A 12,353-nucleotide genomic window follows, 5' to 3' on the forward strand; every position below is an offset into this window, starting at 1 on the left:
TCTACTCCCAGCCCTCGAAGAATTGGGGACCGGCCTTCGCGCGCAGATGTTCTGCGGCTTCCGTACCAAGTGCGGCAGCATTCGATGCCGGACCTTCGGTCCTTATCTCGTGCGCTTCAGACCCGTCCGGCTTCAAAATCATGCCGTGAAAGGAAACCGTGTCACCGTTCACTGTTGCAAGACCAGCGATCGGCGTACGGCAGGAGCCGTCTAGCGCGGCCAGAAATGCCCGTTCACAGGCAAGGGCGATACCTGTTTCGCGATGCGCAAGGGGCGCGAGCAGCGCATCGATGCGTGTATCGCCGATACGCGTTTCAATCCCGATGGCGCCCTGCCCCGGCGCAGGTGGAAAGCTTTCCGGATCGGCCAGGTCGGTAATGACATCGCCAAGCCCCAGACGTCGCAATCCCGCACAGGCGAGAAACGTCCCGTCAACTTCTCCGGCTTCCAGCTTGCGCAGGCGGGTATCGACATTGCCGCGAAAAATCACCACTTGAATGTCGGGGCGGAGGCGGCGGATCAAAGCCTGACGGCGCAATGATGACGAACCGACCGTCGCGCCCTGCGGCAGATCGACAAGGCGCGAAGCTGTACGACCGATAAAGGCATCACGCGGATCTTCGCGCTCAAGGAAAATGGAAAGATGAAGACCATCGGGCAGAACCGTCGGCATATCCTTGGTGGAATGGACCGCGAGATCGATTCGTCCCTCCGTCAATGCCTGTTCGATCTCTTCGGTAAAAAGCCCCTTGCCGCCGATTTCGGAAAGTGCGCGATCCTGAATGCGGTCGCCCGCCGTCGACATGGGAATGATTTCGATGGCTTCTTCCGGCAGACCATGCGCCTCCATCAGGCGGCGACGCGTCTCGTAAGCCTGGGCGAGAGCAAGCTTGCTGCCCCGCGTGCCTATCTTCAACGTGCCATTCTTCAAGGATGCTGTTTGCATATTGCGCTGTCCATGGTACCGGATTTTTCAATGAATTATGAGACAGGCAGGGTCTAACCGCAAATGCGCATTCTTGGAATAGAAACAAGTTGCGACGAAACAGCCGCCGCAATCGTCGAACGCGACGCGAAGGGCGAAGGACGGATTCTGTCCAATGTGGTTTTAAGCCAGATCGCCGAGCACGAACCCTATGGCGGTGTGGTGCCGGAGATCGCCGCACGCGCCCATGTCGAAGCGCTGGACCGGCTGGTTGCCCGCGCACTGGACGATGCTGACATGAAGCTTGCCGATGTCGATGCAGTAGCAGCCACGGCTGGGCCAGGACTGATCGGCGGACTGATCGTCGGGCTGATGACTGCCAAAGCGCTGGCCATGGCTGCACAGAAGCCATTTTATGCTGTCAACCATCTGGAAGGCCACGCATTGACAGCACGTCTCACAGACGGCCTGCCATTTCCCTATCTGTTGCTGCTCGTTTCCGGTGGTCATACGCAGATGGTGCTGGTGCGCGGTATTGGCGATTACGAACGCCTTGGCACTACAATTGATGATGCACTCGGCGAAGCCTTCGACAAGACGGCAAAGCTTCTCGGTCTGCCTTATCCGGGTGGCCCGGCGGTTGAACGCATGGCGCTTCAGGGCGATCCGAAGCGATTCGCACTGCCACGACCGTTGAAAGGCGAAGCACGGCTCGATTTTTCCTTTTCGGGCCTCAAGACGGCAGTGCGCCAGACCGCAACAGAACTGGTTCCATTGTCGGATCGGGACGTGGCCGATATCTGTGCCTCTTTCCAGGCCGCAGTCGCCGACACGCTGTCCGATCGGGTGGGCCGGTCACTTGAACGTTTCAGAAACGAATTTCCCGATTGCGAAACACCGGCGCTTGTTGTTGCTGGCGGGGTCGCGGCCAACAAGACCTTGCGCGCAGCGCTCGAAACCCTTTGCGCCCGATACGGTTTCAGCTTCATCGCTCCGCCGCTCGATCTGTGCACCGACAATGCCGCGATGATTGCCTGGGCCGGCGCCGAACGCGCAGCGACCGAGGCTCCCGATAGGCTTGATCTTGCACCGCGCTCGCGCTGGCCGCTCGACGAAAAATCGGCTCCGCTGATCGGAACCGGACGACGTGGAGCCAAGGCATGAGTGGTCGGGGCATGAGCGGTCGGGGCCTGAACGAAAAGAGTAGCAAGATTGCCATTCTGGGTGGCGGCGCCTGGGGCACCGCCCTTGCGGCCATGGCATGCAGCAGCGGCCACGATACATGGCTATATGCCCGCGACGAGGCGATGGTCGAAGCCATCAATCGGACACACCGCAATCCGCGCTATCTGGGCGAAATCGAGCTTCCCGCCGCCATTAATGCAAGCACAGACGCGGTCGCCGTAGTCGAGCATGCGGATGCCGTTCTGGCCGTCATTCCCGCACAGGCAATGCGTGCCGGGCTTTCGCAACTGAGCAGCCTTATTCCGCAAACCGCACCTGTCGTACTCTGCGCGAAAGGGATCGAACGCAGCACCGGACGATTGATGTCGGAAGTCGTAGCCGAGGTTCTGCCGAACCACCGGATCGCTGCATTATCCGGTCCAAGCTTTGCAACAGATGTTGCCCGAGGGCTTCCAACCGCCGTGACTATTGCCTGCGAAGCCCCTGTAACCGCAGATCAGCTCGCAGCACTTCTGTCCGGCCCAGCCTTCCGCTGCTATTCGACAACCGACCTTAAAGGGGTCGAAATCGGCGGTGCCCTGAAAAATGTTCTCGCCATTGCCGCCGGTGCTGCCGTCGGGCGCGGTTTCGGCGCAAGCGCGCAGGCTGCTCTCGTCACCCGCGGGTTTGCGGAGCTGCGCCGCATCGGACAGGCCATGGGCGCAAGACCCGAAACCATCATGGGTCTTTCCGGCCTCGGCGATCTGATGCTGACCTGTTCTTCGTCGCAGTCGCGCAATTACTCCTACGGGCTGGCACTCGGACGCGGTGAGGATCTGACCAATCGCCCGCTGGCCGAAGGTGTGGCGACCGCGCCGATTGCCGCCGAATTATGCCGCAAACACTCCATCTCCGCACCCATCATTGATGCGACGGGTGCGCTGCTTGACGGCACCATCACCATTGACGAAGCCGTGACGGCTCTGCTCAACCGACCACTCAAAACCGAGGATTAGAGTGTGATCCCGAAAAGTGGGAACCGGTTTTCGGACAAGATCATGCTCGAATGGAAAGGATAATTGACAATGCTTTTTGCTCTTCTGTGCAACGACAAGCCGGACCATCTGCAAGTGCGCCTCGATACGCGCCCTGCACATCTCGACTATCTCAAGGGTCTTGGTGACGGGCTGAAGTTTGCAGGCCCTTTCCTCGGTGAAGATGGCAAGCCGAACGGCAGTCTGGTCGTTGTGGAAGCTGCCGACAAGGTCGCAGCGGAAAAGATCGCTGCCAATGATCCCTATGCATTGGCAGGCCTGTTCGAGAGCGTGACTGTGCGTCCGTGGAACTGGGCGATCAACAATCCCGCCAACGCTTGAGGCTCATGACTGATGGCTTACTGGCTGTTCAAATCCGAACCGTTCAAATGGTCATGGGAAATGCAGAAAGCCCGTGGCGAAAAAGGCGAGCAGTGGGACGGTGTGCGCAATTATCTGGCGCGCAACAACATGCGTGCCATGAAACTGGGCGACAAAGGCTTCTTCTACCATTCCAATGAAGGGCTGGAAGTCGTCGGCATCGTTGAGGTCTGTGCGCTGGCGCATCATGATAGCACGACGGACGATCCGCGCTGGGAATGCGTGGATATCAGAGCTGTGCGCGACATGCCGAAGCCGGTCACACTGAAAGATGTGAAAGCCAATCCAAAACTGGAGAAGATGGCGCTCGTCACCTCAATGCGCCTTTCGGTTCAGCCGGTGACGGAAGACGAATGGATCGAAGTTTGCCGCATGGGCGGAATGGACGCAAAGAGCGCTTTGGCATGAGCATGTCTGTATCCCCAAAACGGCTCCCGCTTTGGGAAAACATACTCTGATGCTCAATCCGGCACATAAAAGCGCGCGCGATTTCATTCTGGCCAATACCAGTCTGCAAGCGCCGCCACACGTGCCGGAAATTCGTCTGCATCTGGCCGATGAAGCCCACGACCTCTGGCATAAGACAGAGGAAGAGCTCGCCACAATCGGCCTGCCACCGCCCTTCTGGGCTTTCGCATGGGCGGGTGGTCAAGGTGTCGCCCGCTATATACTGGATCACCCCGAAACAGTGAAAGACAAGACGGTGCTCGATTTCGCATCGGGTTCCGGCCTTGTCGCCATTGCCGCCATGCAGGCGGGCGCATCAAGCGTGCTGGCGTCGGACATCGACCCCTTCGCGCTTCCGGCCATCGAGATCAATGCATCCGCCAATGGTGTGTCGGTTGTTCCCTCATTGGATGACCTTATCGGGAAGGATGATGGCTGGGACGTCGTTCTGGCTGGCGACGTCTTTTATGAAAAGCCGCTCGCCGGGCGGCTCATTCCCTGGTTTTCAAAACTTGCCGAACGTGGCGCCCGTATCGTCGTTGGCGATCCGGGTCGCGCTTATCTGCCCAAGGACCGGCTGGAGCAGCTTGCCGTCTATACCGTGCCCGTCACCCGCGCCCTTGAAGACGCGGAAGTGAAGCGCACGACCGTATGGGCGTTTATTTAAGCAAAGCGCTTCGCACCCGCCACGCAGATGACGACCACCGCTGCCGTCGCGACCATGCCCATACTGACGGGTTCCCCCGCAATACCGGCTGCCAGCATAAGGCCAAAGAAGGGCTGGAGAAGCTGTAACTGGCCCACCGTGGCCGCTCCGCCCTGCGCAAGACCGCGATACCAGAAGAAAAAGCCGATCAGCATTGAAAACAGTGAGACGTAACCAAGGCTTATCCAGGCTGGCGTACCGATGCCTGCCCATGTCTCCGGGCGTGTCATGACACTCAGCGGCAGCATGACCGGCAGCGAGAACACCAGCGCCCAGCAGATAACCTGCCAGCCGCCGAGCCTGCGCGAAAGTTGCGCGCCTTCCGCATAGCCCAGACCGCAAACGATAACGGCAGCGAGCATCAGCACGTCACCCAGAAGCGTGGATTGGCTTCCCTGTCCATAGGCATAGGAAGCGACGATGAGGCTTCCAACCACTGAAAACAGCCAGAACATTGGGCGCGGATGCTCTCCACCGCGCAGGACAGCGAAGATTGCCGTGGCAAGCGGAAGCAGTCCTATAAAGACAATCGCATGGGCAGATGTCATGTGCTGGAGGGCAAGCCCCGTCAGAAGCGGAAAGCCGACGACCACGCCGAGCGCCACCACGATCAACGAGATCGCATCGTTACGGCGGGGAAAAGGTTCCCGAAACGCCAGCAACAGCGCCAGTCCCAGCACACCTGCAATCGATGCGCGCGCCATCGTCAGGAAGGTCGGATCGATATCGATCACCGCCAGCCGCGTTGCCGGCAGCGAGCCGGAAAAAATCAATACGCCCAAAAACCCGTTGATCCATCCGGCGGTCTTATTCCCAACATTCTCACGCATTGTGTCTTTTCGGCTTTCTCTAAAATCGTATAAGGATTCGTGAGACAATGCCGCGAAACTGCCCGAATAATCAGAGACAGTTTCCGGACAATCCTGACAAACTGTACTGGTACAAGGAATAGTACAGATGATCTCGACGGGCCTGCTGCGCAGCCTTGAAGCTGTAGAAGCCGCTTACGCAAGCGGCGAAATCGAGCGCGACGATGAAAACGCCACCGCCGACAGGACCCCACTCGTTGAAAAGGTGATGGGCATTATTCGCGGACGCATTACCGCGATGAGCCTCGCGCCGGGTGCACGACTGCCCTCTATCCGACGCCTCGCCGAAACGATGAACGTCTCGAAATCCACCGTCGTCGAAGCCTATGACAGGCTGGTGGCGGAAGGCATCATCCAGTCGCGGCGCGGAGCAGGCTTCTATGTTTCGGAACGTGCCCGCCAGCCATTTTCACTCGCCACCAACACGCCACATAAGGAACGCCAGATCGATCCCTTCTGGGTCATGCGGCAATCGCTTGAGGCTGATGACGCCACTCTCAAACCGGGATGCGGGTGGCTGCCTGACGAATGGCTACCGCAGGAAGCGATCCGTCGGGCAATGCGCTTGGTTGCCCGCGACGAGACAAGCAATCTTGCCACCTATGGCGAACCGCTCGGTTTCCGTCCTCTGCGCCATCATCTCGCTCGCCGGCTCGGCGAACAGGGCATCGACGTTTCGAGCGGAGAAATACTTCTGGCCGATTCGGGCACGCAGGCAATCGACCTGATCTGCCGCTATCTGTTGCAGCCGGGTGATACGGTTCTGGTCGACGATCCCTGCTACTTCAACTTTCAGGCCGTACTTCTGACGCACCGTGTAAAACTGATCGGCGTGCCCTATACCCATACCGGCCCGGACCTCGAGGCTTTTGCGAGAGCGGCCAGCGAACACGCGCCGAAACTCTATATATCCAATGCCGGACTGCATAACCCGACCGGCGGCTCAATGACGCCAGCCACCGCTCACCGCCTGCTGAAGCTTGCCGAAGCGCATGGCGTCACGCTCGTTGAGGACAATATCTTCGGCGATTTCCACCCCTCGCCCGCGCCACTACTTGCCGAACTCGATGGGTTTGAGCGCGTCTTACATATCGGCAGCTTCTCCAAGACGCTATCCGCTGCTGCCCGCGTCGGCTATATTGCCGGGCGTCGCGACTGGATCGACGGGCTCACCGACCTGAAACTTGCCACCAGCTTCGGCGGCAATGCATTGTCGCCGCAGATCGTGCACGCACTTCTGACCGACGGTACCTATCGCCGTCATATCGACAGCTTGCGCGCCAAACTGGCCGATGCCATGACGCTGACCGCCAATCGCCTGAAAGCGGAAGGCCTCACGCTGTGGACCGAGCCGCAAGGCGGCATGTTCCTTTGGGCGGAATTGCCGGATGGGCTGGACTCCAGCCAGATTGCCCGGCATGCTCTGGAGAAGGGTGTGCTTCTGGCACCGGGCGATGTCTTTAGCCCATCACGCACAGCGAGCGGCTTTCTCCGCTTCAACGTTGCGCAATCGCTGGAACCCTACATTTTTGCGGTGTTGCGCGATGCAATGAGAGAAGCCCGCGCCCAATAGACATCTGAAAAACTCCCTCAACATTAGCATCCCCGCATCGAAAACAATTTCAAGCAAAAGAGACACAGTCATCCGGACGGCTGCGGTTATACTCCTGCGACATGTCTTTGGAGGAGACATCGCGCATTTCATCGTCGGCTCGGTGTCGAAAGACGTCGCACCATGACGATCCAGCGCAGGGAGAACGGAGAGAGCAGGCTGGCGATGCGTTCGCGCCTGCTGGGAGGGAGTATCATTGAATACGCACCAGTCCGGGGCGGATACGCTTTCGCGTCCCGAAGATGAAAAACTATCTGTAGCTGCCAATCTGGCATATGGCTTTCAGCATGTGCTGACCATGTATGGTGGCATCGTAGCAGTTCCACTGATCATCGGCCAGGCGGCAGGGCTCAGCCCGACCGAAATCGGCCTGTTAATCACCGCATCGCTTTTTGCCGGCGGCGTCGCGACGGTCCTGCAAACCATCGGCATCCCCTTTTTCGGCTGTCAGCTTCCTCTGGTTCAGGGCGTTTCTTTTTCGGGCGTCGCCACCATGGTGGCCATTGTCACGTCGAGCCAGACAGGTGAAGCAGGCTTGCAGGTTGTGCTGGGCGCCGTCATCGCAGCAGCCGTGATCGGCCTTGTCATCACACCCATATTCTCGCGCATCACGCGCTTCTTTCCACCGCTCGTCACCGGCATCGTCATCACAACCATCGGCCTGACGCTGATGCCCGTCGCGGCGCGGTGGGCGATGGGCGGAGACAGCAACAGCCCCGAATTCGGCAGCATGGCCAATATCGGCCTTGCAGGCCTCACACTGGTTATCGTCCTCGTTCTCAGCAAAATGGGCAATGCCACGATTTCCCGGCTTTCGATCCTGCTCGCCATGGTCATCGGAACCTTTATTGCCTGGGCGCTCGGCATGACCGATTTTTCGCGCGTAGGCGAAGGTTCGATGGTGGCACTGCCGGAGGTTTTCCATTTCGGCATGCCGGTGTTCAGCCTTGCAGCCACGCTCTCGATGTTCATCGTGATCATGGTTACGCTCGTCGAGACTTCTGCCGATATTCTGGCGGTCGGTGAAATCCTCGGTACGAAAGTGGATTCACGACGCCTTGCCAATGGCCTGCGCGCGGATATGCTTTCAAGCATCCTGTCACCAATCGTCGGGTCTTTCACACAGAGCGCTTTCGCGCAGAATGTCGGACTTGTCGCGGTGACAGGTGTGAAAAGCCGCTACGTGGTGGCAACCGGCGGACTGATCCTCATCACGCTCGGCCTCCTGCCGGTGATGGGCCGGGTGATTGCTTGTGTCCCTCCAGCTATTCTGGGTGGAGCGGGTATCGTCCTGTTCGGCACAGTGGCTGCAAGCGGCATCCGCACGCTCGCCAAAGTGGACTATGAGAACAATATCAATCTCATCATCGTGGCAACTTCGATCGGCTTCGGCATGATCCCGATCGCCGCGCCCCAGTTCTATCACCACTTTCCGACCTGGTTCGAGACCATCTTCCATTCCGGTATCAGTTCGGCAGCGCTGATGGCCATTGCGCTCAACCTCATGTTCAATGAAATCAAGCTCGGCAACAGCAACCAGATGTCAGTCTTCGCGGAAGGTACGGAACGCATCATCCGCCATCACAACATCTCGGAGCTGCATGACGGAGATTATTTCCTGAACGGCAAGCTCTACGATGCCAAGGGAAATGAAGTCAGGGTCGTTGCTGCTGCCGCCGCACACTGAGACGATTATCTCAGGACACGGATCATGGTCCGGTCCGTCAGATGAGGCAGGAGGCGCGCCATGTCGGCGCGCCTCAATGCTATGCAGCCTTCGGTCGGCGTATAGCCAGGTCGCGCCAGATGAAAGAAGATCGCGCTGCCACATCCGCGCCGGCGCGGCGCAATGTTCCAGTCCATCACAATGCAGACATCATAAATATCATCTCGCCGCCACATATCCTCGTGGCTCGCCGCATAAGGCAACCTTACCGGGCGGTTGTAATTGGCATCAGACGGCGCATCACACCAGCCATCCAGACGGCGGACACGCCCGAGCGGCAACCGCGATGACGGCAGCACACCCTTGTCGCCGCGCCGGTATCCATAGAGCAGCCGCATGGTTGCCAGAGGCGTTGCTCCGTCACCTTCACGCTTGAAAGCGGTGATTCCCCCCTTGCCAAGAGCGCATTCCAGCACCAGATTGCCGGCAACAAGCAAACCGCGAGTCTTGTGGCCCGGTTTGGCCCGCACATCAATGACGCCAATTCCCCGGCTAATTTCGTATCTGGCCAAGCCCCCCGCCTCCGTGTCATGCATGTTTAAAACCGTTGTCGGCGAGAGCAAAAACCTGTTTCGCGTTTCGCCGCTTCAACTTGTCTCCATTAAATGTCATAAAACACCAAGAGCCATTTAAATCAAAGAGTAACGAGGACAGGCATGACAGGCCGTACGATACTGATTGTGGACGATGACGAAGATCTCCGTTCTATCCTCGTCGAACAGCTGGAGCTGTGCGAAGAATTCCAGATTCTGCAGGAAGACAATGCCACCAAGGGTATTCAGACTGCGCGAAACGGCATTGTAGATCTCCTGATCATGGATGTCGGCTTGCCGGATATGGATGGGCGTGAAGCTGTGAAGCTGCTGCGCAAGGGTGGTTTCAAGGCACCGATCATCATGCTCACCGGTCACGATACGGAATCAGATACGATTCTCGGCCTCGAATCGGGCGCCAATGATTACGTCACCAAGCCGTTCAAATTCGCCGTGCTTCTGGCGCGCGTGCGTGCACAGCTACGCCAGCATGAGCAGAGCGAGGACGCGACCTTCATCGTTGGTCCCTATACGTTCAAGCCCGGCCAGAAGCTGCTCATCGATGAGAAGGGCAGCAAGATCCGTCTCACTGAGAAGGAAGCAGCGATCATCAAGTATCTCTATCGTGCTGGCGACAAGGTTATCGGTCGCGATGTGCTGCTAGAAGAAGTATGGGGCTACAATTCGGGCGTGACCACGCATACGCTGGAAACCCACGTCTATCGTTTGCGCCAGAAAATCGAAAAAGATCCGTCGAATGCGACGCTTCTGGTTACAGAAAGCGGGGGATACAAGCTTGTCCCATGATGGACAGCGCCCGATGCAGGTGTATTGACGATCCATGGCGCTTGATGACGATATTCGTATTCTCGGCACGGTAGGCCTGTTCGAGTCTTTCACGCCCGAACAGCTGCGGTTGCTTGCCTTCGGCGCGGAACGCCTCGTGCTTCGAGCCGGGCGAGAGCTTTTCCGCGAAGGGCAAAGCGCCGACTGTGCCTATATCGTCGTATCGGGCAACATCACCCTGTTTCACGAACAAGACGAAGGGCGGATTGCGATCCGCCCTGTCGGTCCCGGTGCCATGATTGGCGAAATGGCGTTGATCGCACAGACCTCGCGTCTCACCGGTGCGGTCGCCGAAGCGGAAACCGAGGTTATCCGCATCAGCCGCGCAATCTTCCGGCGCATTCTGGAAGAATACCCGGAAGTAGCGGCAGCACTCCATGCGCATGTCAGCCGCAATCTGCTGGAACTGATCGGCGAAATCGAAAAAGTCGCACCGCGCCTGAATGGCGATTGACCTTTTTCAGAGCTCAATCACCCTTTCCATTCCGATAGCACTGAGGAAAGCCTGATCGTGGCTCACAACGATCAATGCACCCTCATAGGCATTGAGAGCGGTTTCCAGCGCCTCGATGGAATCGAGGTCGAGATGATTGGTCGGTTCATCAAGGATCAGAAGTTCGGGAAGCTCAGTTCCACCTAGGACACAGGCAAGTGCCGCCCGCAACAATTCGCCTCCGCTCAGACTACCGGCAAGCCGTGAAGCTCCCTCGCCGCGAAACGCAAAACGCGCCAGCGCAGCGCGCGCATCATTGTCGTTCGACCCCGGATTGAGACGTCGATAGTTTTCATAAAGCGTCTGGCCGCGATCCATCAGGCTCATCTGCTGGTCGAACATCGCCACACGCGCCGGACGCATAACGGTTCCTGCCACAGGTTGAAGCTCCCCTGTCATCAGCCGCAACAGGCTGGTCTTGCCTGCCCCGTTCGGCCCCGTGACAACCACCCGCTCGGCCCCCACGATCTTCAATGACAGGTCGCGGATTACCGGATAATCGGCTTGCGGCCCACCCGAGACATCTCGCATATCGAGCATGACGCGACCGGAAGGCGGAACCGCACCAGTCACATCGAAATGCATCGGCCCTACCCGCTCGACCTTTGCCTCAGCCTCCCGCAATTGCTCGCTGGCTCGACTGGACTGGCGTTCCGCCAGTGCATCGCCCCGGCCTTTCGACTGTTGCGCTCGATCTTCCCGGGCATCGAGCAATAACTTGCTCATCCCAGCATCGGCGCGCGACTTGCGACCACGGGCATCGCTGCGCGCCTGCCTTTCAACGGCAGCCTGGGCCTTGTGTTCGACCTGTTTGACTTCGCGCCGCGCCGTTGCGAGATCGCGCGCTGCCGTCTCACGCTCCTCGGTCTTTTTCCCGTGATAGAAATCCCAATTGCCACCGTAGAGCCGCAGCCCGTCGGGGGATAATTCAGCTATCGCATCCATGAACTGCAACAGTTCTCGGTCATGGCTGACCACCACGGCTACACCGCGCCAGGCGGTCAGCAAATCGACGACTGCCAAACGACCGGCACGATCGAGATTATTGGTCGGTTCGTCCAATAAAATGAGATCAGGCCTGCGGAAGATGAGAGCTGCAAGCGCCGCGCGTGTCTGCTGGCCTCCGCTCAAGGTTGAAAGGGCGGTGTCGGGAGCCATATCAGGCAAACCAAGCTGCTGCAGCGCGTCGGTAAAACGCTGCGGCAGAAGCCAGTCTGCCTCATCCAGATCGCTATCACTGGCCAAGCCCTGTTCGACACGTGCCAATCTGTCGAAATCTGCGCGCGCATCGAAAAGATCCGCCAGCGTCTCAAAACCATCGCTGCCGACGTTCTGCCGCAACACACCGATGGTCCCGTTTACGGTCACATTTCCGCTTGTCGGAAGCAGCGCACCACTCATCATACGCAACAGCGTTGATTTACCCACGCCATTGCGCCCGACCAGACCGATGCGGCCTTCGGCTATGCTGAAATTAATGGATTCGAAGAGAGTACGGCCATCAGCCGTAACGCAGGAAACATCCTGCAGTGTAAGAAGAGCAGACATTGCGAACCATGGAAACGTTGAAAACACTGGTCATTTGAAACAGTGCAATCCGATCCATCGTTCTTCTCT

The 12,353-nt window shown here is 58.5% G+C and carries 13 protein-coding genes; 9 read left to right on the top strand and 4 right to left on the bottom strand.

The genetic code is table 11. The features are described 5' to 3' along the window. Position 1: 1 nt before the first annotated feature. Positions 2-946: a hydroxymethylbilane synthase gene (gene hemC / locus F9K91_RS20275; protein ID WP_151555367.1), complete on the bottom strand. Its 945-nt coding sequence runs from the start codon at positions 944-946 to the stop codon at positions 2-4. 63 nt (positions 947-1,009) lie between these two features. On the opposite strand from hemC, the gene tsaD reads away from it, so the two are divergent. The 5 genes from tsaD to F9K91_RS20300 all read left to right on the top strand — a co-directional run bounded on the left by tsaD (position 1,010) and on the right by F9K91_RS20300 (position 4,618). After that, positions 1,010-2,089, top strand: a complete 1,080-nt coding sequence (gene tsaD, locus F9K91_RS20280) for a tRNA (adenosine(37)-N6)-threonylcarbamoyltransferase complex transferase subunit TsaD (RefSeq protein WP_151555368.1) — start codon at positions 1,010-1,012, stop codon at positions 2,087-2,089. Beyond that, entirely contained in the window at positions 2,086-3,105 is a 1,020-nt protein-coding gene (locus F9K91_RS20285; protein WP_151678589.1) for an NAD(P)H-dependent glycerol-3-phosphate dehydrogenase, read from the top strand. Before tsaD ends, F9K91_RS20285 begins: the two co-directional genes overlap by 4 nt. Before the next feature lie 69 nt (positions 3,106-3,174). After that, the gene (locus F9K91_RS20290) at positions 3,175-3,465 is read left to right on the top strand and encodes a YciI-like protein (protein WP_151555370.1); all 291 of its coding nucleotides are present in this window, start codon (positions 3,175-3,177) and stop codon (positions 3,463-3,465) included. Positions 3,466-3,477: 12 nt separating this feature from the next. Next, positions 3,478-3,912, top strand: a complete 435-nt coding sequence (locus F9K91_RS20295) for an EVE domain-containing protein (protein ID WP_061344506.1) — start codon at positions 3,478-3,480, stop codon at positions 3,910-3,912. Between the two features lie 49 nt (positions 3,913-3,961). Further along, entirely contained in the window at positions 3,962-4,618 is a 657-nt protein-coding gene (locus F9K91_RS20300; protein ID WP_151555371.1) for a class I SAM-dependent methyltransferase, read from the top strand. Here the strand turns inward: F9K91_RS20300 and F9K91_RS20305 are convergent. Next, positions 4,615-5,487 (bottom strand): DMT family transporter, encoded by an 873-nt coding sequence (locus F9K91_RS20305; protein ID WP_151555372.1) that lies wholly within the window; start codon positions 5,485-5,487, stop codon positions 4,615-4,617. The genes F9K91_RS20300 and F9K91_RS20305 overlap by 4 nt on opposite strands. Before the next feature lie 127 nt (positions 5,488-5,614). Between F9K91_RS20305 and F9K91_RS20310 the strand changes: the two genes are divergently transcribed. Together F9K91_RS20310 and F9K91_RS20315 are read left to right on the top strand one after the other, a co-directional pair. Continuing rightward, positions 5,615-7,099, top strand: coding sequence for an aminotransferase-like domain-containing protein (locus F9K91_RS20310; protein ID WP_151555373.1), 1,485 nt, complete (start codon positions 5,615-5,617; stop codon positions 7,097-7,099). Between the two features lie 235 nt (positions 7,100-7,334). Continuing rightward, positions 7,335-8,825, top strand: coding sequence for a nucleobase:cation symporter-2 family protein (locus F9K91_RS20315; protein ID WP_151678590.1), 1,491 nt, complete (start codon positions 7,335-7,337; stop codon positions 8,823-8,825). 5 nt (positions 8,826-8,830) lie between these two features. Here F9K91_RS20315 and F9K91_RS20320 read toward each other — a convergent pair whose 3' ends face one another. Continuing rightward, positions 8,831-9,376, bottom strand: a complete 546-nt coding sequence (locus F9K91_RS20320) for a L,D-transpeptidase family protein (RefSeq protein WP_151555375.1) — start codon at positions 9,374-9,376, stop codon at positions 8,831-8,833. A gap of 144 nt (positions 9,377-9,520) precedes the next feature. On the opposite strand from F9K91_RS20320, the gene F9K91_RS20325 reads away from it, so the two are divergent. Both F9K91_RS20325 and F9K91_RS20330 read left to right on the top strand, forming a co-directional pair. Beyond that, positions 9,521-10,204 carry a response regulator transcription factor gene (locus F9K91_RS20325; RefSeq protein ID WP_109988596.1) on the top strand — a complete coding sequence of 228 codons (684 nt, stop codon included), beginning with the start codon at positions 9,521-9,523 and terminating at the stop codon, positions 10,202-10,204. A 34-nt stretch (positions 10,205-10,238) separates the two neighbouring features. Next, positions 10,239-10,697: a cyclic nucleotide-binding domain-containing protein gene (locus F9K91_RS20330; RefSeq protein WP_010657562.1), complete on the top strand. Its 459-nt coding sequence runs from the start codon at positions 10,239-10,241 to the stop codon at positions 10,695-10,697. Positions 10,698-10,703: 6 nt separating this feature from the next. Here the strand turns inward: F9K91_RS20330 and F9K91_RS20335 are convergent, their stop codons facing one another. After that, positions 10,704-12,284: an ABC-F family ATP-binding cassette domain-containing protein gene (locus tag F9K91_RS20335; RefSeq protein ID WP_151555376.1), complete on the bottom strand. Its 1,581-nt coding sequence runs from the start codon at positions 12,282-12,284 to the stop codon at positions 10,704-10,706. Positions 12,285-12,353 lie beyond the last annotated feature (69 nt).

The organism is Brucella tritici (assembly GCF_008932295.1).
GTDB lineage: Bacteria > Pseudomonadota > Alphaproteobacteria > Rhizobiales > Rhizobiaceae > Brucella > Brucella tritici.